Origin of the sequence: Burkholderia sp. ABCPW 11 (assembly GCF_001523445.1) — a bacterium.
In the GTDB taxonomy this organism is placed as follows: Bacteria; Pseudomonadota; Gammaproteobacteria; order Burkholderiales; family Burkholderiaceae; genus Burkholderia.
Window position 1 is genome coordinate 1 of the sequence record NZ_LOVM01000078.1, and the last position, 22,559, is coordinate 22,559.

18 protein-coding genes and 1 pseudogene are annotated in these 22,559 nt (G+C 66.6%); 2 read left to right on the top strand and 17 right to left on the bottom strand.

Annotated elements, in window-relative coordinates:
* From WS61_RS35060 to WS61_RS26510, 4 genes and pseudogenes are all read right to left on the bottom strand, one after another.
* A pseudogene (locus WS61_RS35060) lies at window positions 1-206 on the bottom strand (hypothetical protein); the annotation flags it as partial.
* Window positions 203-2,065 carry a class I poly(R)-hydroxyalkanoic acid synthase gene (phaC, locus tag WS61_RS26500; RefSeq protein WP_059504902.1) on the bottom strand — a complete coding sequence of 621 codons (1,863 nt, stop codon included), beginning with the start codon at window positions 2,063-2,065 and terminating at the stop codon, window positions 203-205. The pseudogene WS61_RS35060 and the gene phaC, both read right to left, overlap by 4 nt.
* 360 nt (window positions 2,066-2,425) lie before the next feature.
* A complete protein-coding gene (gene pgeF / locus WS61_RS26505) occupies window positions 2,426-3,265 on the bottom strand; it encodes a peptidoglycan editing factor PgeF (protein WP_059505031.1) in 840 nt (279 codons plus the stop codon).
* A 6-nt stretch (window positions 3,266-3,271) separates the two neighbouring features.
* Complete coding sequence (locus WS61_RS26510) at window positions 3,272-4,477, bottom strand: RluA family pseudouridine synthase (RefSeq protein ID WP_059504903.1); 1,206 nt, start codon at window positions 4,475-4,477, stop codon at window positions 3,272-3,274.
* A gap of 41 nt (window positions 4,478-4,518) precedes the next feature.
* On the opposite strand from WS61_RS26510, the gene WS61_RS26515 reads away from it, so the two are divergent.
* Window positions 4,519-5,343 carry an outer membrane protein assembly factor BamD gene (locus tag WS61_RS26515; protein ID WP_034207426.1) on the top strand — a complete coding sequence of 275 codons (825 nt, stop codon included), beginning with the start codon at window positions 4,519-4,521 and terminating at the stop codon, window positions 5,341-5,343.
* Window positions 5,344-5,464: 121 nt separating this feature from the next.
* On the opposite strand, the gene WS61_RS26520 is transcribed toward WS61_RS26515, so the two are convergent.
* The 3 genes from WS61_RS26520 to WS61_RS26530 all read right to left on the bottom strand — a co-directional run bounded on the left by WS61_RS26520 (window position 5,465) and on the right by WS61_RS26530 (window position 8,811).
* Complete coding sequence (locus WS61_RS26520; RefSeq protein ID WP_059504905.1) at window positions 5,465-7,714, bottom strand: ATP-dependent DNA helicase; 2,250 nt, start codon at window positions 7,712-7,714, stop codon at window positions 5,465-5,467.
* Between the two features lie 55 nt (window positions 7,715-7,769).
* Window positions 7,770-7,985, bottom strand: a complete 216-nt coding sequence (locus WS61_RS26525; RefSeq protein WP_006478692.1) for a YdcH family protein — start codon at window positions 7,983-7,985, stop codon at window positions 7,770-7,772.
* Window positions 7,986-8,061: 76 nt separating this feature from the next.
* Window positions 8,062-8,811: a hypothetical protein gene (locus WS61_RS26530; RefSeq protein ID WP_059504907.1), complete on the bottom strand. Its 750-nt coding sequence runs from the start codon at window positions 8,809-8,811 to the stop codon at window positions 8,062-8,064.
* A 160-nt stretch (window positions 8,812-8,971) separates the two neighbouring features.
* Here WS61_RS26530 and WS61_RS26535 point away from each other — a divergent pair, with 160 nt between their 5' ends.
* Entirely contained in the window at window positions 8,972-11,296 is a 2,325-nt protein-coding gene (locus WS61_RS26535; protein ID WP_059504909.1) for a Tex family protein, read from the top strand.
* Between the two features lie 113 nt (window positions 11,297-11,409).
* Here the strand turns inward: WS61_RS26535 and WS61_RS26540 are convergent, their stop codons facing one another.
* From WS61_RS26540 to der, 10 genes are all read right to left on the bottom strand, one after another.
* Window positions 11,410-13,326 (bottom strand): potassium transporter Kup, encoded by a 1,917-nt coding sequence (locus WS61_RS26540; protein ID WP_034207430.1) that lies wholly within the window; start codon window positions 13,324-13,326, stop codon window positions 11,410-11,412.
* 272 nt (window positions 13,327-13,598) lie between these two features.
* The gene (locus WS61_RS26545; protein WP_006485899.1) at window positions 13,599-14,195 is read right to left on the bottom strand and encodes a phosphoribosyltransferase; all 597 of its coding nucleotides are present in this window, start codon (window positions 14,193-14,195) and stop codon (window positions 13,599-13,601) included.
* Window positions 14,196-14,202: 7 nt separating this feature from the next.
* A complete protein-coding gene (locus tag WS61_RS26550) occupies window positions 14,203-15,549 on the bottom strand; it encodes an adenylosuccinate synthase (protein ID WP_059504911.1) in 1,347 nt (448 codons plus the stop codon).
* A 113-nt stretch (window positions 15,550-15,662) separates the two neighbouring features.
* Window positions 15,663-16,811: an ATP phosphoribosyltransferase regulatory subunit gene (locus WS61_RS26555; protein WP_006496416.1), complete on the bottom strand. Its 1,149-nt coding sequence runs from the start codon at window positions 16,809-16,811 to the stop codon at window positions 15,663-15,665.
* Between the two features lie 113 nt (window positions 16,812-16,924).
* Window positions 16,925-17,116, bottom strand: a complete 192-nt coding sequence (locus WS61_RS26560; protein WP_034207433.1) for a DUF2065 domain-containing protein — start codon at window positions 17,114-17,116, stop codon at window positions 16,925-16,927.
* A gap of 36 nt (window positions 17,117-17,152) precedes the next feature.
* A complete protein-coding gene (gene hflC / locus WS61_RS26565; protein ID WP_059504913.1) occupies window positions 17,153-18,052 on the bottom strand; it encodes a protease modulator HflC in 900 nt (299 codons plus the stop codon).
* Window positions 18,053-18,067: 15 nt separating this feature from the next.
* Complete coding sequence (gene hflK, locus WS61_RS26570; protein ID WP_059504915.1) at window positions 18,068-19,414, bottom strand: FtsH protease activity modulator HflK; 1,347 nt, start codon at window positions 19,412-19,414, stop codon at window positions 18,068-18,070.
* A gap of 47 nt (window positions 19,415-19,461) precedes the next feature.
* Entirely contained in the window at window positions 19,462-20,634 is a 1,173-nt protein-coding gene (gene hflX / locus WS61_RS26575; protein ID WP_179949341.1) for a GTPase HflX, read from the bottom strand.
* A 72-nt stretch (window positions 20,635-20,706) separates the two neighbouring features.
* Complete coding sequence (hfq, locus tag WS61_RS26580) at window positions 20,707-20,946, bottom strand: RNA chaperone Hfq (protein ID WP_006399927.1); 240 nt, start codon at window positions 20,944-20,946, stop codon at window positions 20,707-20,709.
* 141 nt (window positions 20,947-21,087) lie between these two features.
* On the bottom strand, window positions 21,088-22,425 hold the full coding sequence (gene der, locus WS61_RS26585; protein WP_052100298.1) for a ribosome biogenesis GTPase Der: 1,338 nt from the start codon (window positions 22,423-22,425) through the stop codon (window positions 21,088-21,090).
* Window positions 22,426-22,559 lie beyond the last annotated feature (134 nt).

The window sequence follows — 22,559 nt, forward strand, 5'->3', positions numbered from 1 at the left end:
CGGATCACCGTCGCGCCCAGTTCCGGCGCCGCAATCTTTGCCAGCGAGCCGCCGAATTTGCCGACCGCGGTCCGCGCAGCCGATACGATCACTACATCCGTCATTTCCCTTTCCTCCAGGCCCGCACGACACGGCGCGTCGTTACCGGCCCCGTTAAAAAACTGCGGTGCGCCGGACAGCGTGCGCCGCTGTCCGGTTTTCGTCAATCGCGCTGCAACACGTAGCGCCCGGGCGCCGGCTCGATCGCCGGGAATTGCGCTGAACCCGGCTGGGCCGGCGGCGCGACCTTACGGCCGCCGTACGCGTCGAGCCACTCGACCCATGTCGTCCACCAGCTTCCGGGCTGCTCGGTCGCCGCGGCGAACCAGTCGTCCGCGGATTCGGGCAGGTCGTCGTTGACCCAGTAGCTGCGCTTCTTCTTCGCCGGCGGGTTGATCACGCCCGCGATGTGCCCCGACGCGCCGAGCACGAACTTCAGCGGGCCCGACAGGATCGACGTCGATGCGTAGGCCGTCTGCCACGGCACGATGTGATCCTCGCGCGAACCGTAGATGAACGTCGGCACGTCGATCAGCGACAGGTCGACCGGTTCGCCGCAGACGGTCAGCGCCCCCGGCTCGCGCAGCTTGTTTTCGAGATAGGTATGGCGCAGGTACCACGCGTACATCGGGCCCGGCAGGCTCGTCGAATCGCTGTTCCAGTACAGCAGGTCGAACGGCGCGGGCGTGCGGCCCTTCAGGTAATTGTCGACGACGTAGTTCCACACGAGATCGTTCGGCCGCAGGAACGAGAACGTGTTCGCGAACTCGACGCCGCGCATCAGCCCCGGTTGCGTACCGTTCTTGCCGCCGATGGTCTGCTCGCGCATCTGCACGTGCGCCTCGTCGACGAACACGTCGAGGATGCCCGTATCGGTGAAGTCGAGCATCGCGGTGAGCAGCGTCATCGACGCGGCCGGATGTTCGCCGCGCGCGGCGAGCACCGCGAGCGCGGTCGCGAGCATCGTGCCGCCGACGCAGAAGCCGAGCGTGTTGATCTGCTCGCGCCCGCTGATCTGCTGCACGGCGTCGATCGCCGCGAGCAGCCCTTCGTTCATGTAGTCGTCCCACGTCTTGTGCGCGACCGATGCATCCGCATTGCGCCACGACACGAGAAATACCTGATGACCGTTCGACAGCGCATGCGCGACGAGCGAATTCTCGGGTTGCAGGTCGAGGATGTAGAACTTGTTGATGCACGGCGGGACGATCAGCAGCGGCCGCTCGAACACCTTGTCCGTCTTCGGCGTGTACTGGATCAACTGGATCAGGTCGTTCTCGTACACGACCGCACCCTCGGTACACCCGAGATTCTTGCCGACCACGAACTGCGATTCGTCGGTCTGCGAAATCTTGCCGCGCTGCAAGTCGCCGAGCAGGTTCATCATCCCTTGCCGCAGGCTTTCGCCCTGCGTTTCGAGGATCGATTTCTGTGCGTCGGGATTGAGCGCGAGGAAGTTGCTCGGCGCGGCGGCGGCCGTCCATTGCTGGACCGTGAAACGAATGCGCTCGCGCGTCTTCGGATCGGTCTGAAGCGCGTCGGCCAGCTCCTGCAGATAGCGCGCGTTGAGCAGATACCACGCGGCCGCGAAGGCATGCGCAGGCGATGCCTTCCACGCGTCGCCGCTGAAGCGGCGGTCTTTCAACTCCGGGGGCTCGAGCTTCGCGGCGGCCGCCTGCTGCATCAGCGTCATGCAGTCGCGCGCGTAGTCGGCCTGCAATGCCTGGAGCCGTTCGGGCGGAATCGCGGCAACCGGCAGCTTCAGCCCCGCGAACGGCGACGCCATCGCGCCGAGGTCGGGCATCGACGGCATCTGGAACGGAAACGACGTCGGGAACTGGAATGTCGCGAACGGGTTGACGGAGGCCGATGCCGTCGCGGCGCGTGCCGGATCGGCAAAACCGCGCCACGCGTTCAACCACGACTCGAACATCTGCTGCATCGGCTGGGCCGCCGGATCGAAGCCGGCACTGCCCGCGGAAGTGCCCGCATGAGCGGACGTCGACGAATTTTTCGATGCTGTCATTACCTGCCTTACCGGTGATTCGTGAGCGTCAATCGTGAAATCCTGCTCGCGCGCGGCGTGCCGGCTGCGAGCCGGGCCGTCATGCTCTGGAGAGGCGTCTCCAGATTCTGCCGCAGTGCGGTATTTTTATCATTATCGTTTTCCCCATGTGAAGCGCCCGGTCAAACCACTGAACATTTCCGCGCGGAGATAATCCGCGCACGATAGACGGGACAAGGGTTCCGGCGAAACATAAAATGTTTTGCCTGACTTGACGTCGGGATTTTTCATTCAGTCGCGCATGCAACGCCGCATTGCCGCCTCAATATCGAGATAACCCGATTTCGCGGCGCAACAAAACCGGCGCGCATGCGCATGCAATCAATCGGCCAGCCAGATCGCCGCGGCCATGCGGCCCGTCACGCGGTCGCGCCGATACGAATAGAAGCGCGCGCGCTCGGCGACCGTGCAGGCCGTCCCGCCGCTCACGTGCACCACGCCCGCACGCGCGAGCCGCAGGCGCGCGAGCGCGTAGAGATCGGCAAGAAACTTGCCGGGCGCGCCGTCTCTCGCGACGAACGCACGACGGGTTTCATCATGCTCCGACTGCGGAGCCGTGTCGAGAAACGCGTCGCGCACGTCGGCGCCGACCTCGAACGCCTGCGGGCCGATCGCCGGCCCGAGATAGGCATGCAGCGTGTCCGCCGTCCCGCCCGCGAGCGCCGCGACGCGCGCGGCCGTCTGCTCGACGATGCCGGCCGAGAGCCCGCGCCAGCCCGCATGCGCAGCGCCGACCGCGCGGCCCTGCGCGTCGCACAGCAGCACGGGCAGGCAATCGGCCACCATCACCACGCAGACGGCGCCGGCCCGATCCGTGACGCTCGCGTCGGCCTGCACCGGCGCCGTGGCGGCAGGCGCCGCGGCGATCACCTCGTCCGCCCGCACGATCTGCGCGCCGTGAACCTGCTCGAGCCATGCGGCGCCCGACTGGCCAGCGAGGGCGAGCAGGCGCGCGCGATTGACGGCGACATGGTCGGGATCGTCACCGGTATGCAGGCCGAGATTCATCCCGCCCGCCAATGCCGCCCCATCCTGCCAGCGCCCGTACGGGCCTTCGCTCACGCCGCCGTCGCGCGTCGTGATCAGCGCACGCACGCGCGGCGACACGCGCCAGTCGGGCTGCACGCAGTCCTGCCACGTCAACGGCGCCAGATTCGTCATCGGCACTCACTCCTCCTCATCGTCCAGGTACGGCTCGTCGTCGTGATACTCGCCGCCGAAATCGTCATCGTCGTAGGGATTGTCGTCGTCGAATTCCTCGTCGCCCTGCCCGAAGCCGAGCGCCGCGACCAGTGCGTTCATGTCGTCCGGCAGCGGGCAGCGCCACTGCATCGCCTTGCCCGTGACCGGATGCACGAGACCGAGCCGCCACGCATGCAGCGCCTGTCGTGCGAACCCGTCCGGCAGCGGCGCGACCGAGCGCTTGCCGCGCGCACGCCCGTAGACCGGATCGCCGAGCAGCGGATGCCCGGCGTGCGCGCAGTGCACACGGATCTGATGCGTGCGGCCGGTTTCGAGATCGCATTGAATCGCCGAAACCGGCTGACGTTGCCACAGACATGTGTCAACCGTGCGGAAATGCGTGCGCGCGGGCTTGCCCGAGGCGCCGGTGACCACGGCCATGCGCGTGCGCTCGCGCGGGTCGCGGCCGATCGGCGCGTCGATCGTGCCTTCCTCTGGCATCGTGCCCCACACCAGCGCGAAATAGCGGCGCTTCACCGTGCGGGCCTGCAACTGGCGCACGAGGTCCGTCTGCGCGGCCAGCGTGCGGGCGACCACCATCAGGCCGGACGTTTCCTTGTCGAGCCGGTGGACGATCCCCGCGCGCGGCAGGCCGGCCGCCGCGTCGCCGTAGCGATGCAGCAGACCGTTGAGGATCGTGCCGCTCCAGTTGCCGGCGGCCGGATGGACGACGAGACCGGCCGGCTTGTTGATGACGACGAGCGCGTCGTCCTCGTAGATCACGTCGAGCGGCACGGGCTCCGGCGTGAACGCGAGCTGCTCGGGCAGCAGATCGGGCACGAGCTCGATCTTCGCGCCCAGCGGCACCGGCTGGCGGATCTTCGCCGGCGCGCCATCGACGAGCACGCGCTGCGCCTCGATCCAGCTCTGCAGGCGGCTGCGCGAGAATTCGGGGAACAGTTGGGCGAGCGCCTTGTCGAGACGTTCGCCCGCGAGCGACAGCGGCACTTCGACGATGCGCGGCGCGTCGTCGTGCGCTGCGGACGGCACCACGGGCGGCTGCATGGCGTCGCCGGCCAGATCGTCATCGAGGGAATCCCCCGACGCAGCGTCGGCGGGCCGATCGCTTGGGCTATAATCTTCGCGATTTGGTGTGCCCGGCTGGGCATTCTGCGAACTTGAACGGGTCATTTAGACTGGGTCACCGAGACTTGAAGCTAGGACATGCGAGCATGATGAATTCGACCAAACGCACGGCCAGAACCGTCGCCGCCCGGGCTGCGGCGGTAGCGGCCGCGGCCCTCATCGCCGGCTGCCACGGCTTGCCGCAGAAGCAGGACGAGACGGCTACCTGGTCGAACAACAAATTATACTCAGAGGCCCAGGACGCACTGTCCGGCGGCGACTGGGGCAAGTGCGCGAAATATTTCGAATCGCTGCAAGGCCGCGATCCGTTCGGCCATTTCGCGCAACAGGCGCAGATCAACGTTGCATACTGCAACTGGAAGGACAACGAAGCGGCGGCCGCCGACCAGGCCGTCGATCGCTTCATCCAGCTCCACCCCGATCATCCGGATATCCCATACGCGTACTACCTGAAGGGGATGATCCACTTCAACGACGATCTCGGGCTGTTCGGTCGCTTCTCCGGCCAGGACATGAGCGAACGCGATCCGCAGGCGCTGCGCGAATCGTACGATGCGTTCAAGGTCGTCGTCGACCGCTTCCCGAAGAGCAAGTACGCGCCCGATGCGGCCGCGCGGATGCGCTATATCGTCAACGCGCTCGCATCGCACGAAGTGCATGCGGCCGACTACTACTATCGCCGTGGCGCGTATGTCGCGGCGATCAACCGTGCCCAGCTCGCGATCAAGGACTACAAGGGCGCGCCGGCGATCGAGGACGCGCTGCACATCATGATCCTGTCGTACGGCAAGCTGAACCAGCCGGAACTCGCCGAGGACACCAAGCGCGTGCTCGCGGGCACGTTCCCCGACAGCCCGTACGTGACGGGCCATGCGCGCCCCGGTGCGAAGAAGTCGTGGTGGCAGTTCTAACGCACGGCGCGCTGCAACACCCGTTGCGCATACGAAAAACCCGGCCATCGAGCCGGGTTTTTTATTGGCGCCGCATTCGGTTGACGCCAAGGCGTTCACGCGGCAAGCGCCGCGCGTGCGCTCACGCGCGCTTGTCCGCGCGGTGCTCGTCGAAGAAATCCTGCACGACCGCGATCTCGCGTGTGCGCTTGAACGGCGGCAGGCTTTGCCAGATCCGGCGCCCGTAAGGCTTGTCGACGAGCCGCGTATCGCAGATCATCAGCACGCCGCGATCCGTCTCCGCACGAATCAACCGGCCCGCGCCCTGCTTCAGCGTGATCACGGCCTGCGGCAGTTGATGCACGGCGAACGGACTCAGCCCCTTCTTCGTCAACGCATCGAGCCGCGCGGCCAGCACCGGATCGTCCGGCGGCGCGAACGGCAGCTTGTCGATCACGACCAGCGACAATGCATCGCCGCGCACGTCCACGCCTTCCCAGAAACTCTGGCTGCCGACCAGGATCGCATTGCCGTACGCGCGGAAGCGGTCGAGCAGCTCGGTGCGGCTCGCGTCGCCCTGCACGAGCAGCGGCATGTTCCAGCCGCGCGACTCGATCGCGTCGCGCAGCTTCGACGCGATCCGGTCGACCGCGCGCAGCGTCGTGCACAGCATGAACACGCCGCCGCCGGATGCCTCGATCGCCGGCAGCGCGGCATCGAAGACGGCGTCGGTAAATGCCGGCGAAGACGGCTGCGGGAGGTTGCGCGGCACGTACAGCAGCCCCTGCGACTGGTAATCGAACGGACTGGCGAGCGTCATCGAACGACGCGAGCTCAGGCCCATCTGCGCCGCGTAGTGCGTGAAATCGCCGCGCACCGACAACGTCGCCGACGTGAATACCCATGCACGCGGTACGCCCGCACGCTGTTTCGCGAAAATCGGCGCGACCGACAGCGGCGTTTCATGGAGCTGGACGGTATGCGCGAACACCTCGACCCAGCGCACCTTCTCGTTCGGATCGCCGTCGGCGGCCGCATTGTCGCCGGCCGCCGACGCATCGGCCTTCGCTGCCGCTTGCGCCGCGCCGGGCGCGACCCAGCCCGCCAGCAGGTCCTGCAGCTCGCGGGCGCGCCGCAGGCACGCGCCGAGCGATTCCGCGCGCTCGGCCTGGCTCGCGAGCGCCGATGCGAGCGCATCGAGCGCAACGTCGAGCGCGTCGAGCGCACCGAACATCGGGTGATCGTCGCCGAGCTGTGCGAGCGACATGCGCACGATCTGGTCGTTCGCGAACGCGAGACGCAAGTCGCGCGCCGCGCGCTCGAGATCGCCGCCGAGCTTCACCCACTCCACCGCGTCGCGCGCATGGCTCAGGCCTTCGGCGACCGTGTCGCGCGCGAGCTCGAGGATCTGCGTCGTCGACAGCGTCTCGCCGAAGAACAGCGTCGCCGTTTCCGGCAACTGGTGCGCTTCGTCGAAGATGATCGTGTTCGCGTTCGGCAGCAGTTCGGCCATCCCCGTGTCGCGCAGCATGATGTCCGCGAAGAACAGGTGATGGTTGACGACGACGACGTCGGCCTGCTGGGCCTCGCGCCGCGCCTGCATCACGAAGCATTCCTTGTAGTGCGGGCATTCCTGGCCGAGGCAATTGTCGCGCGTCGACGTGACCATCGACCACACGGGCGCCGTTTCCGGCACGCTCGCGAGTTCGGCCTTGTCGCCGCTCTTCGTGATTTTCGCGAAGCGGACGATTTCCTGCAGATACGCGGTATCCTGCCGCGACGGCAGCCGGCCGTTGTCGGCCGTGCGTTGCAGGTAGTAATGGCACAGGTAGTTCGAGCGTCCCTTGAGCATCGCGACCGTCACCGGCACCGCGAGCGCGTTGCGCACGGTCGGGATGTCGCGCTGGAACAACTGGTCCTGCAGGTGCTTCGTGCCGGTCGACACGATCACCTTGCCGCCCCACAACATGGCAGGCACGAGATACGCGTAGGTCTTGCCGGTACCCGTGCCGGCCTCGACGATCAGCGTGTTGTCGCCTGCGTCGTTGTCGGATTCGGCCGCTGCGGCGTCATCCGCGGCCGGCCCGGCCGCCTTGTCGCCGTCGCCGAGGCGGCGCGCCGGCCGCTTGCGGGTTTCGAAGATCTCGGGATCGGGCATCCGGCGTGCGGACGCCTCCATCGCGGACGCGACCGCGCGCGCCATCTCGATCTGCGACGTACGCGGCCGATAGCCGTCGAGCGCGCGCGCCAGCAACCCGCCTTCGCCGAAGATCGTGTCGAGTTCGTCGACGCGCTTGCGGCTCAGCTCGAAAGTGCCTTCGGGCGCACGAACGCGCCCGGCGGACGTCGTGTCACGCCGGGCATCGGGGGTGGCTTCAAGCGGTGAATTCAAGGCAAGCGTTCCTGTGTCCAGCGCCCGAGCGGCGCCGGCGCTTGCCAGGCCGCGCTCAGGCGCGCTTATCCGGTTCGAGCTGCGATTGCAGCAAAATGATTTTGTCCTTGGCGGCCAGCTTTTCCTTCTTCAGCCGGTGCAGCGTGATGTCATCGATGTCGGAGTGCCCTTCCTTCAGCTCGATCTCCCGAGCGAGCTGCTGGTGCTGCTCCTGCAATGCAGCCAAACGGTTGTGCAATTCCTGCTGCTGTTCCGTGTGACGGTTTTGCATACCTGCCTCCTCATCGAAGCAGCGCGACGGCTGGCGTGCCGACGCGCCCGAGACTGAGCCCGATCAATTCAACACGTTACTGCCCCTGCTGTTGCTGCCTGGCCTTCTCGGCCGCTTCCTGCTGACGCCGCTCGACATCGGCCTTGTGCTGCGCGGCTGCCTTCTGCTTCTGCTCGTAGCGCGTGGCGTTGTCCGCCCGCTCCTGCGCCTTCTGCGCCGCCTGCTGGTGCGCCTGGTCGAGCTTGCGCTGGAAATCCGCCTGCTTCTGGTCGTATGCCTGCCTGTTCGCCGCGCGTTGCGGGCCTTCCGCGCCGCGCTGCGCCTGCTTCAGTGCATTCTGCTCCTGCTTGTCGCGGAATGCAGCCGCGTTCGCCGCGTCGGTCGCCGCCCGCTGCGGCGCTTCCGCCGCGTTCCGGGCCTGCTTCAGCGCCTGCTGCTGGTCGCGCTGCTGCGCCCGCACCGCGCGCTGCTCGTCGTTGAGCGCAAGCTGCTCCTGGCGAATGCTCGCGCGCTCCTCGCGCATCCGATCGCGCGCCTTGCCGAGACAGTGGTTGACGAAGAACTTGCTGTAACAATCGTGCTCCGCCACCGCATAACGATAATCGTTTTCCGCGGAGCGTTGATTGAGCACTTTTTGACGGGCGTCGAAATCCGGGGCGGCGGAGGCTGCAACGGGCGCGGACGCGGCGGCGTCCGGCGCGCTGGCGCCCTGGGCCTGCGCGAATGCGCCGGAAGGCCCGGCAGACAAAGCCGCGGCGAGCGCTGCGCCGAGCGCGACGAGAGAAATACGGGAAGTTGGCAACGTCGTAGGAAAGCTGCGGGACATGTGTCAAATTCTATCACCCCCGGCTGGACGCTCCGCCATTTATGGCAAAATGCCCCGCTTCATTCACCCGCGGCCTCTGGCCCGGCGGGCCAGCCGGGCAGCCCGCCGCTCCGGGCCTGCCGGCCCGCGCCGCGATTTCAGCAGGCAGACCATCCACGACATGACGGAAACCGTAGCACTCAAGATCGTACAGCGCATCGCCACCGAACTGTCCGTCCAGCCGCGCCAGGTCGCGGCGGCCGTGCAACTCCTCGACGAAGGCTCGACCGTTCCGTTCATTGCCCGGTACCGCAAGGAAGTGACCGGCAACCTGGACGACACGCAGTTGCGCCAGCTCGAGGAACGCCTCCTGTACCTGCGCGAGCTCGAGGATCGCCGCGCCGCGATCCTGTCGAGCATCGACGAACAGGGCAAGCTGACCGACGAACTGCGTGCCGCGATCGACGCGGCCGACAGCAAGCAGGTGCTCGAGGACCTTTATCTGCCGTACAAGCCGAAGCGCCGCACGCGTGCGCAGATCGCCCGCGAGGCCGGCCTCGAGCCGCTCGCGCAGGCGCTGCTCGCGAATCCGCTGCTCGACCCGCAGACCGAGGCGGCCGCGTATGTCGATGTCGACAAGGGCCTCGCCGACGTGAAGGCCGCGCTCGACGGCGCGCGCGACATCCTGTCCGAACAGTTCGGCGAGACGGCGGAATTGCTCGGCAAGCTGCGCGACTACCTGCACGCCCAGGGCGTCGTGTCGTCGGCGGTCGTGGAGGGCAAGGAAAACGAGGAAGGCGAGAAATTCCGCGACTATTACGACTACGCGGAAACGATCAAGACCGTGCCGTCGCACCGCGCGCTCGCGCTGTTCCGCGGCCGCAACGCGGGCGTGCTGACGATCAAGCTCGGCCTCGGCGAAGAGCTCGACGCGCAGGTGCCGCATCCCGGCGAGGCGATGATCGCGCGCCATTTCGGCATCGCGAACCAGAATCGCCCGGCCGACAAATGGCTGTCCGACGTCTGCCGCTGGTGCTGGCGCGTGAAGGTGCAGCCGCATATCGAAAACGAACTGCTCACGCAACTGCGCGAAACGGCCGAAACCGAAGCGATCCGCGTGTTCGCGCGCAACCTGAACGACCTGCTGCTGGCCGCACCGGCCGGCCCGAAGGCCGTGATCGGTCTCGACCCCGGCTTGCGCACCGGCGTGAAGGTCGCGGTCGTCGACCGCACCGGCAAGGTGCTCGCGACCGACACGATCTACCCGCACGAACCGCGCCGCGACTGGGACGGCTCGATCGCGAAACTCGCGCGCCTCGCCGCGCAGACGCGGGCCGAACTGATCAGCATCGGCAACGGCACCGCGTCGCGCGAAACCGACAAGCTCGCGAGCGAACTGATCGCGAAACACCCGGAGCTGCGGCTGCAGAAGATCGTCGTGTCGGAAGCCGGCGCGTCGGTCTACTCGGCGTCCGAGCTCGCCGCGAAGGAATTCCCGGAACTCGACGTTTCGCTGCGCGGCGCCGTGTCGATCGCCCGCCGCCTGCAGGACCCGCTCGCGGAGCTCGTGAAAATCGAGCCGAAGGCGATCGGCGTCGGCCAGTACCAGCACGACGTGAACCAGCGCGAACTTGCCCGCTCGCTCGACGCGGTCGTCGAGGATTGCGTGAACGCGGTCGGCGTCGACGCGAACACGGCGTCGGCCCCGCTGCTCGCCCGTGTGTCGGGCCTGAACGCGACACTCGCGCGCAACATCGTCGACTATCGCGACGCGAACGGCCCGTTCCCGTCGCGCGAGCACCTGCGCAAGGTGCCGCGCCTCGGCGACAAGACCTTCGAACAGGCCGCCGGCTTCCTGCGCATCAATGGCGGCGAGAATCCGCTCGACCGCTCGTCGGTGCACCCGGAAGCGTATCCGGTCGTCGAACGGATGCTCGCGAAGATCAACAAGCGCATCGACGACGTGCTCGGCAACCGCGAGGCGCTAGCGGGCCTGTCGCCGGCGGAGTTTGTTGACGAACGTTTCGGCCTGCCGACCGTGCGCGACATCCTGGCCGAACTGGAAAAGCCGGGCCGCGATCCACGCCCGGAATTCAAGACGGCCACGTTCCGCGAAGGCGTCGAGAAGGTCTCGGATCTCGTGCCGGGCATGACGCTCGAAGGCGTCGTGACGAACGTTGCCGCATTCGGCGCGTTCGTGGATATCGGCGTGCACCAGGACGGCCTCGTCCACGTGTCCGCGATGTCGACGAAGTTCATCAAGGATCCGCACGAAGTCGTGAAGGCCGGCCAGGTCGTCAAGGTGAAGGTGATCGACGTCGACGTGAAGCGCCAGCGCATTGCGCTGACGATGCGCCTCGACGACGACGCGGCAGCACCCGGCACGTCGTCGCGCGGCGGCCAGGATCGCGGCAACGCGGGGCGCGGCGCAGCCCGTCCGCAGCGTACGCGCGAGCCGGAACCGGCCGGCGCGATGGCCGTGGCATTCGCGAAGCTGAAACGCTGAGTCGAAGGCGTCGAAGCAATAAAAAACCCGCCGAAAGGCGGGTTTTTTTATTGCTTCGGCGAAGCGCGCAGCCCGATTCGGCATGGGCCGCATACGCGGCCCGCTCGCGCCCGTCAGATCTCGATCTTCGTCCCGAGCTCGACGACGCGATTCGCCGGAATCGAGAAGAAATCGGTCGGTTTCGCCGCGTTCTGATGCATCCACGCGAACACGCGCTCGCGCCAGATCGACATGCCGGGCAGATGCGTCGGCACGACCGTTTCGCGCGCGAGGAAGAACGACGTGTCCATCAGCTCGAACGTCATGTCGTGCGTGCGGCCGAATTCCTCGAGCACGGCCTTCACGTCCGGCGTCTCGTTAAAGCCGTACTCGGCCTTGACGATGTACAGTCCGCCGCCCGCATCACGCGAACTCAGGCGCCTGTCGTCGCGCACGTACGGAATGTCGCGCGTGACGAACGTCAGGAAAATGGTCCGCTCGTGCAGCACCTTGTTGTGCTTCAGGTTGTGCAGCAGGCTGACGGGCACGAGCTTGTCGTTGCCGGTCAGGTAGATCGCGGTGCCCGACACGCGGTGCGGCGGATGCGCGAGCAGCCCCTGCAGGAACGGTTCGAGCGGAATACCGTCGGCCGCCGTGCGCTCCTTGACGATGTGACGCCCCTTGTACCAGGTCATCAGCAGGAAGAACAGCAGCGCGCCGATGCCGAGCGGCAACCAGCCGCCCTGCGCGACCTTCAGCAGGTTCGCGCCGAAAAAGCCGAGGTCGATCGCGAGGAACACCGCGATGATCGCGCCGACCAGCAGCCGGTTCCAGTTCCACACTTTCACCATCACGACGCACGCGAGCACGGTCGTGATCACCATCGTCGCCGTCACCGCGATACCGTACGCGGCCGCGAGGTTGTCCGAACTCTTGAAACCGACGACGATACAGAGGATCACGAACAGCAGCAGCCAGTTCACGACCGGCACGTAGATCTGGCCGATCGCGAGCTCGGACGTATGCAGCACCTTCATGCGCGGCACGTAGCCGAGCTGGATCGCCTGCGACGTCAGCGAATACGCGCCGGAGATCACGGCCTGCGACGCGATCACGGTCGCGACCGTCGACAGCACGACGAGCGGCAGCAGCCCCCATTCGGGCGCCAGCAGGAAGAACGGGTTTTCGATCGCTTTCGGATTCTGGATCAGCAGCGCGCCCTGGCCGAAGTAGTTCAGCACGAGCGACGGCATCACGAGCCCGTACGCAGCCAACCGGATCGGCTTTGCACCGAAGTGGCCCATGTCCGCGTAGAGCGCTTCCGCGCCGGTCAGCACCAGCACGACCGAGCCGAGCACGACGTACGCCTGCAGCAGGTGGTCGGCCATGAACGACGCCGCGTAATACGGATTGATCGCCGCGATGATGCCCGGCACGCGAACGATGTGGTACACGCCGAGCGCCGCGATCACGACGAACCACAGCACCATGATCGGGCCGAACAGCTTGCCGACCAGCGCGGTTCCGTGCCGCTGGATCCAGAACAGCGCGATCAGGATCACGATCGTGATCGGCAGCACGAGATGGGACAGGTGCGGCGTCGCGATCTCCAGACCTTCGACGGCCGACATCACCGAGATCGCCGGGGTGATCACCGCGTCCCCGTAGAACATGCACGCGCCGAATATCCCGAGCGCCATCAGCGCGCCCGCGACCCGCGTTTTCGAGTCGAGCGGCCGCAGCGACAGCGCCATCAGCGCGAGCACGCCGCCTTCGCCGTTGTTGTCCGCCCGCATCACGAACAGCAGGTACTTGACGCCGACCACCAGCACGATGGCCCAAAACAGCAGCGAGATCACGCCGAGAATCGACCCTTCGGTCAGCGGAATGCCGTGCGCGGGGCTGAACGCCTCCTTGAGCGAATACAGCGGGCTGGTGCCGATGTCGCCGAACACGACGCCGATGGCTGCTATCGCTAGCGCCCGCATCGAGTGTTGTTGCGTCGAATGCGGCGCGTGTGCGGCGTCGGTCGCGTGAGTCGTGTCGTTCATATGAAGCGTAATAATCGGGTCCGGGTCGGACAAAACGAGCGCTATTCTACTCGCGCCCCCGTGAAACGCCGCCCTGCCGTGTTGCCGTGGAGCCACGTGATCCACGCCGCGCATGCAATCCGGCGCGACCTGTGGCAGGGCTGCCATCATAGCCGGCGCCGCGCCGCCTGCCTATCGGGTCCGCGGCGCGGCCGCGCGGCGCCCCGGCGCGCCAATGAAAAACGGCGCCGCAAGCGGCGCCGTACAAGGCTTTCGTTCGATCGGCCGGCCGCTTACGCGCCCGAACCGTCGCGCTGCGCGCGACCGCGCTTGATCCACGCCTCGAGGTTGTGCGGCCGAACCGTATCCCACTCCTCGAACGGCTGATGAATCCACGGATTCGTCGGCAGGAACTGCGTGTGATAGTCGGGCTTGACCTTCGAGCAACCCTTGTACCAGAGCACCGCCGAACGCACGGCCGTCACGGACGGATAGCGCTCCTTCAGGTGCTCCTGCACGCGCGCGAGCGTGACGCCCGAATCGACGAGATCGTCGACCAGCAGCACGTTGCCCGCCAGGTTGCCGCGCGTCATCGTGATGTACTGCGCGATGTCGAGCTCGCCCTGCTCGGTGCCGGCCGCTTCCCGGTACGAACTCGTCGCGAGAATCGCGAGCGGCACGTCGTAGATGCGCGACAGCTGGTCGCCGACGCGCAGGCCGCCGCGCGCGAGGCACAGGATCTGGTCGAACTTCCAGCCCGAGGCGTGCACCTGGAGCGCGAGCAGCTCGATCAGCCGGTGGTACTCGTCCCAGCCTACCCACAGGTTCTTGTCGTCGTTGCGCGGATCGGTCATCAAGTCTGCCGCCGTCATCGTGATTTGCTGCGTCATCTGGGAATTACACCTTGAACGGATGGCGGAGCAGGATCGTTTCGTCGCGGTCCGGGCCCGTCGACACCATGTCGACCGGCACGCCAGCCACTTCCTGGACGCGGGCGAGGTATGCCTGCGCGTTCGCCGGCAGTGCGTCCCACGTATTGATCCCGACGGTGCTTTCCTTCCAGCCGGCGAACGTCTCGTACACCGGTTCGCAACGCGCGACATCGACCGCGCCGCGCGGCAGGATGTCGACGTCCTTGCCGTCGACCTGGTAGCCGACGCACAGCTTGACTTCGTCGAGGCCGTCGAGCACGTCGAGCTTCGTCATGCACAGGCCCGACACGCCGTTGATCTGGATCGAGCGGCGCAGCGCGGCCGCATCGAGCCAGCCGGTGCGGCGCGGACGGCCGGTGACCGAACCGAATTCCTTGCCGACGTTCGCGAGCGTGACGCCGATCTGGTCCTGACGCTGCGGGTTGTCCGCATCGTACAGTTCGCTCGGGAACGGACCCGAACCGACGCGCGTGCAATACGCCTTCGTGATGCCGAGGATGTAGTTGAGCTTCTGCGGACCGACGCCCGCGCCGGCCGATGCCGCACCTGCGACGCAGTTGCTCGACGTGACGAACGGATAGGTGCCGTGGTCGATGTCGAGCAGCGTGCCTTGCGCGCCTTCGAACAGCAGGTTCTGGCCCGCATTGTTCGCGTCGTACAGGCGGCGCGACACGTCGGCCACCATCGGCTTCAGGCGGTCGGCATAGCCGAGCATCGTGTCGAGCGTGGCCTGGAAATCGACGGCCGCGCCGCCCAGATACTGGGTCAGCACGAAATTGTGGAAATCGAGATTTTCGCGCAGGCGATCGGCGAAGGTTTTCGCGTCGAACAGATCCTGCACGCGCAGCGCGCGGCGGCCGACCTTGTCTTCGTACGCAGGGCCGATGCCGCGGCCGGTCGTACCGATCTTGCCCGCGCCCTTGCGCGCTTCGCGCGCCTGGTCGATCGCGATGTGGTACGGCAGGATCAGCGTCGTGGCTTCGGAGATGAACAGGCGGTCGCGCACGTTCACGCCGGCTTCTTCGAGCTCGCCGATTTCCTTGAACAGTGCTTCGGGGGACAGGACGACGCCGTTGCCGATGTAGCAGGCGACGCCTTCACGCATGATGCCCGACGGAATGAGGCGCAAGATCGTTTTCTTGCCGCCGATGATGAGGGTGTGGCCGGCGTTGTGACCGCCCTGGAAACGCACGACGCCCTGAGCGTGGTCCGTCAGCCAGTCGACGATCTTGCCCTTGCCTTCATCACCCCATTGCGTTCCCACGACGACGACATTGCGCCCGGGAGTCACGTTCACTGCGCTGGCAGACATGTTGATTCGTTAGCTGGTTAAAAACGTATTCTACCTATGTTCGCGGGCGATTCCGAATTTTTCCGTTTCGCTTCAACGATATGCACGCCGAAGCACGGCCCGCGAGCACCTCTTTATCGGGGTTCGACCACCCACGCGCCGTTGCGCTCGACGAGCGAACGATCGCACGCGAATTCGTCGAGCACGTGATCGTGGCCCGGCAGCGCCTGGATCACGACCTCGCCCGCATCGCGCAGCGCCGCGACGGCCGCGCCCAACGCATCGTCCTGCGCCCACGGCGCGAGGATCGCGGTGCCGCGCGCCTCGACCGGCGAGATTCGTGCGAGCTCGCGCAGGTCGAGCGAGAAGCCGGTCGCCGGACGAGCCCGGCCATAGGCCTGCCCCACGTGATCGTAACGGCCGCCGCGCGCGATCGCGTTCGGCACGCCGTCGATGTATGCGCTGAACATCGCGCCGCTGTGATACGCGTAGCCGCGCAGGTCGGCCAGATCGATCGCGACTTCGACGCCCTTCGCCTGCGACGCAAGCTGCGCGAGATCGTCGAGCGCCCGTGTGATTTCAGGCAGCACCGGCAGGCGCGTGCGCGCCTCGGCGAGCACGCTCGCGTCCCCGTAGAGGTTCGGCAGCGCGCGCAACGCGGCGCGCGTATCGGCGCCGAGATCGTCGGTGAGTTCGTTCAACAGCGGCACATCCTTGCCCGACAGCGCGTCGTACAGCGACTCGCCACGCTCGGCGGCCTGCGCGTCGCGCGCCAGCAGCGCCGCGAGCACGCCCGCGTGGCCGAGGTCGAGACGGATGCGCGACAGGCCCGCGAGATGCAGCGCGTCGAGCATCAGTTGCTGGATCTCGAGATCGGCTTCGAGCCCGGCGTGGCCGTAGATTTCGGCGCCGATCTGGATTTGTTCGCGCGTCGCGTGCAGGCCGCGCGGACGCGTATGCATCACGTGGCCCGCGTAGCAGAGACGCGTCACGCCCTGACGGTTCAACAGATGCGCGTCGATCCGCGCGACCTGCGGCGTGATGTCCGCGCGCAGGCCGAGCGTGCGGCCCGACAGCTGGTCGACCAGCTTGAAGGTGCGCAGGCGCAGATCGGCGCCGCCGCTCGTCAGCAGCGACTCGAGATACTCGAGCAACGGCGGCATCACCATTTCGTAGCCGTACGAACGGAAGCGGTCGAGCAGCCTGCGGCGCAGCTCCTCGATCTTGCGCGCTTCCGACGGCAGTACGTCGGCGATATTCTCGGGAAGTAACCAGGTCGACATCGGTACGGTCCTACGACGGGAAACGGCGCGCGACACGCGCGCCGCGAGTTGAATCGGAACTTCGAAATCGGGCGGAACGAACGGCGGATGCGCCGTCCGGATCGGGGCTACGGTCAGGTCGCGAGCAGCAACAGCGCGAGCCCGAGCACCATCACGATCAGCCCGCCGATCCGGATATGATGCGGCGGCCGCTCGGCTATTCTACGAAACGTGTCGCGCCAGGCGACGGGAAACACAAAGGGGAACGCCCCCTCGATGATCAGCATCAGCGCTACTGCGAGCAACAACGAGCCAGCCAGGTCCATGCGAGCGACGGCGCCGCTCGACGCGGCGCCCCAAGGTCAATGTTTGCGGGGAGCGGGCGCCGCCGGTGCGGCACCGCCCGTCGGGCTGCGCATGAAGCGGAAGAACTCGCTGTCGGGATCGACGACGATGATGTCGTTGCGCTTGAACGTATTCCGGTAGGCCTGCAGGCTCGCGTAGAACTGATAGAACTGCGGATCGCGGCCGAACGCATCGGCGGCGATCGTCGCGGCCTTCGCGTCGCCCTCGCCCTTGATCGTCTGCGCGGACTTGTACGCGTTCGCGAGCACGGCCTGCTGCTCGCGTTCGGCGTCGGCCTTGATCTGCTCGACGTCGGCCGCGCCTTGTGCACGCACCTGGGCCGCCTGATCGCGCAACGCGCCGATCATCCGTTGATAGACGGCGTCCGTCTGCGCAGCCGGCAGGTCGACACGCGTGAGCTGGACGTCGACCACGTCGACGCCGAAACCGGCCGCGCTCGCCTTCGCCGCATCGCGAGCCGCATCGGCGATCGCGCGCTGGCCGCCGATGGCATCGTCGAGCGCGCGCTTGCCGAATGCATCGCCGAGCGCGCTCTTCAGCGTACCGGACAGCCGTTCGCTCGCCGCCGCCGGGTCGCCGCCCGTCGCGGTGAAATATTTCATCGGGTCGCTGATCCGGTACTTCACCGCATACGCGACGAGCAGGTCGTGCTTGTCTTCGGTTGCCAGTTGCAGCGGATCGGACGACTCCAGCGATTGCAGGCGCGTATCGATCAGCGTCGCCGTCTGCAGCGGCGGCGGCAGCTTGAAATGGACGCCGGGGCCCGCGAGTTCCGGCTGCGTGCCGTCGCGGCCCGACAGCACGGCCGTATGGCGCGGATCGACGGTGAGGACCGTCGACGATGCCGCGAAGGCGACAATCACGATTGCGACGACGAGCGCAATGATTCGGTTCATGTTCTGCGCTCCCCGTTACTTCGTATCGTCTTCACGCGACCGGCTGCGAAACGCTTCGCGCGATCGCAGCACGTCGACACCTGACGCGGCGGCGGCCGATGCGGCGCTCGCCGGCGCGGCTGCAGCTGCCGACGGCGCCGTGACCGCCGGTGCCGACGCCGCATCGGCGGCGGACGCGCCGGCCGACGTCGCGGCGTTTTGCCGGCCCTGCTCGACGAGCTTGTCGAGCGGCAGGTACACGACGCTGTTGCCGCCCTTGTTGCCGACGAACACCTTCGTCGCGTTCGAATAGATTTCCTGCATCGTCTCGAGGTACATCCGCTCGCGAATGACCGCAGGCGCCTTCGAGTACTGCGCATAGACTTGCTTGAAGCGGTCCGCGTCGCCCTCGGCTTCCGTGACCACGCGATCGGCATACGCCTTCGCTTCGTCGACGAGCTTCGCCGCATCACCCTGCGCCTTCGGCAGCAGGTCGCTCGCATACGCCTGCGCGGCGCGCTTCGCGGCCTCGCGCTCGTCGCGCGCCTTCGCGACTTCGGCGTAGGCGGCCTGGGTCTGCTCGGGCGCCGCGACGCTCTGCATCGTGACGGCCGTCACTTCGAGCCCCGACTGGTAGCGGTCGAGATCGCGCTGGATCGCGCTGGAAAGCTGCTCGCGCAGCGCATCGCGGTCCTGGTTCAGCATGTCGGCCGCACTGCGCGTGCCGACGATCGCGCGCACCGCGGCCTGCGCGGCCTGCGACACGCTGCGCTCGGGATCGACGCTGCGGAACAGGTAATCGGTGGCGGAACGGATCCGGTACTGGACGATGAAGCGCACGTCGACGATGTCGGCATCGCGCGTCAGCATCGCGGCTTCCTTCACGTTCGCGAGGCGCACGACGTTATTGCGGCCGATCTCGATCGAGCGGACCTGCGACGTGTCGACGATCTCGTGCGACGCGAACGGATACGGTGCGCGCCAGTGCACGCCCTGGCCGACCGTGCCCGACACCTTGCCGAGCTGCAGCACGACGCCCGTCTGGCCTTCCTGCACGACGAACAGCCCGCTTCCCGCATAAACCGCGACCAGCACGCCGATCACGATGCCGACGCCGACCCGTGCGGCCCGGCCATTGTCGGGACGGAAGCCGTTGCCGCCCTTGCCGCCGAACAGGCCGCTCAGGCGCCGGTTGAAATTGCGCCACATCTCGTCGAGATCGGGCGGACCGTCGCCGTCGCCGCCTGGCGGACGCTTCGATTCGTTCGCGCGGGGGCGGGATCCGTCCTTGCCATTGCCTTCGCCGCGTCCCCAGCGGGGATCGTTGATCGACAGCAAGGCGCGCATCCGCCGCCAGGTACTCCGCTCGTTGTATTCGTTCACCAGAGTTTGTTCACCAGATTGGACGCCGGCGAACCGGCCGGGACCGGTTAGCGCCCGTGTTCGGAAATCGTGTGGTCTTCGTGCGATTCAGCGGACGTGCCATCGAGCGCGTCGGGCAACGTCGCGCTGGAAAGGTGTTCCGCGGAGGCGATTTCGGCGATGGCGGCACGCAACGTATCGAGACCCTGACCGGTGCGCGCGCTCAAAAAGACGCGCGAAATATTACCATACTCGTCCCGCTCGACCGCGTCGCCGCGGGCCGCCAGCTCGGGCACGGCGTCGATCTTGTTGAACACCAGCACCTGCCGGATCGTGTCCGCGCCGATCTCGTGCAGCACGCCGTTGACCTGCTCGATCTGCTCGAGCCTGACCGCGCTCGACGCGTCGACCACATGCAGCAGCAGATCCGCATGGATCGTTTCCTCGAGGGTCGCGCGGAACGCCGCGACGAGCTGGTGAGGCAGCTCGCGGATGAACCCGACCGTATCGGACACGACGATCTGCCCGACTTCGTCGCCGAGGTACACGCGCCGCGACGTCGTATCGAGCGTCGCGAACAGCTGGTCGGCCGCGTACGCCTGCGCTTTCGTCAGCGCATTGAACAGCGTCGACTTGCCCGCGTTCGTGTAGCCGACGAGCGACACCGACATCGTGCCGCTGCGCGCGCGCTGCCGGCGCTGCGTGCTGTGCTGGCGGCGCAGCCGGTCGAGCCGCGACTTCAGCATCTTGATGCGTTCGCCGATCAGGCGGCGGTCGGTTTCGAGCTGGGTTTCGCCGGGGCCGCGCAGGCCGATACCGCCCTTTTGCCGCTCGAGGTGGGTCCATGCGCGAATGAGCCGGGTCGACAGGTATTGAAGCTGCGCGAGCTCGACCTGCAGCTTGCCTTCGTGGCTGCGGGCACGCTGCGCGAAGATGTCGAGGATGAGGCTCGTGCGGTCGACCACGCGCCTGTTAAGCGCCTGCTCCAGATTGCGTTGCTGGGCGGGCGCCAGCGCGTGGTTGAAGATGACGATTTCGACGTTGTGCGCGTCGCACGCAAGCCGCAGTTCTTCGGCTTTGCCGCTGCCGATGAACATCTTGGCGTCGGGACTTGAGCGACGGCCCGTGAGGGTGACGGCGGGACGGGCCCCCGCGCTGGAGGCGAGAAGACTGAGTTCTTCGAGACTGGCTTCGAAATCGGTCTTGCCGAAATCGATGCCGACGAGCGCTGCGTTGATCAAATTATCGGGTGTCAAGATAAGGCGGCTGGCATCGGTCGCTCGCGGCGACCGGATGCCGGCCGCTGCAATTGGTTAGGACGAGGCTTCCGCGTCCGGGTGGAAATTCACCGGGCGCGCCGGCACGACCGTCGAGATGGCGTGCTTGTAAACCATCTGGGTCACCGTATTACGGAGCAACACGACGTACTGGTCGAACGATTCAATGTTCCCTTGAAGCTTGATGCCGTTGACGAGATAGATCGAAACGGGAACGTGCTCTTTGCGCAGTGCGTTCAAAAACGGGTCTTGTAACAATTGCCCTTTGTTGCTCATGGCGTACTCCATCTTTTTTTGCAGGTTGATCTGGATTGGCGACGAAGAAAAAGAGATCCGGCGCCAATCGCTACACTATAGCCGATTTTGCCTGCCCCGCCCGGGCATAGGCCATGCGGCCTGGCCGTTGCGGGACATGCGTCAGCCCTTGTCCGCGTACGGGTTGTTCGACGAACGGAACTCTATGCGCAATGGAGTCCCGGTCAGCGAGAAAGTTTCGCGGAATCGGTTTTCGAGGTAGCGCTTGTAGGTTTCCGTCACCGCGTCGAGCGCGTTGCCGTGGATCACGATGATCGGCGGATTCTGGCCGCCCTGGTGCGCGTAGCGCAGCTTCGGACGCACCGGGCCGCGACGGCGCGGCTGCTGGAATTCGACGGCCTCGATCAGCGCGCGCGTGAGCTTCGGCGTCGGCAGCTTCGACATCGCCGCCGCGTAGGCGTCGTCGACCGAGCGCATCAGCGCGCCGATACCCGTCTTCTTCGCGGCGGAAATGAAGTGCGATTTCGCGAAGTCGAGGAATTTCAGCTTGCGGGTCAAATCCGCTTTCGCGCGGTCGCGCGCGTGGTCGTCGAGGCCATCCCACTTGTTGACGCCGATCACGAGCGCGCGGCCCTGCTCGACGACGAAGCCGGCGATGTGCGCGTCCTGGTCGGAAATGTCCTGCTGCGCATCCAGCAGAAGAATGACGACGTTCGCGTCGGAAATCGACTGCAGCGTCTTCACGACCGAGAACTTCTCGATCGCCTCGAACACCTTGCCGCGGCGCCGCAGGCCGGCCGTGTCGATCAGCGTGTATTTCTTGCCGTTACGCTCGAAGTCGACGTAGATCGAATCGCGCGTCGTGCCCGGCATGTCGAACGCGATCACGCGGTCTTCGCCGATCAACGCGTTGACGAGCGTCGACTTGCCGACGTTCGGACGGCCGACGATCGCGATCTTGATGCCGCGCGACGGATCGTCCTCGTCCGCTTCCTCGGGCTGGCCCGCGTACGCGACTTCGAGCGCCTCGTTGATCATGTCGGTCACGCCGTCGCCGTGCGCGGCCGAGATCGCGCGCGGATCGCCGAGCCCGAGCTCGTAGAAATCCGTCGCGACCGCCGTGTACTTCATCCCCTCGGCCTTGTTGACGACCAGGAAGATCGGCCGGCCGGTCTTGCGCAGGTAGTCGGCGATCGACTTGTCCTGCGGCGCGAGCCCGTTGCGGCCGTCGACGATGAACACGACGACGTCGGCTTCCTCGACGGCCTGCCGCGTCTGGCGCGCCATTTCGTGCAGGATGCCGTCCTTCGCGACGGGCTCGAAGCCGCCGGTATCGACGACCAGGTACGGCCGCGCGCCGACGCGCCCTTCGCCGTAATGGCGATCGCGCGTGAGGCCCGGCAAGTCGGCGACCAGCGCATCGCGCGAGCGCGTGAGCCGGTTGAACAGCGTGGATTTCCCCACATTGGGGCGCCCAACGAGGGCAATGACCGGTTTCATCTGTGTTTTCTACGGTGAAGCGCAGCAGCGGGAGGCCCGCTGCTGCGGGCGGCTGCGCTGAATGAAAATATCACGAATTCGCGCCGCGCCGGATGCGCGCGCCCGGCGCGCGTTGCGCGCCGTCGTCTTTCGTC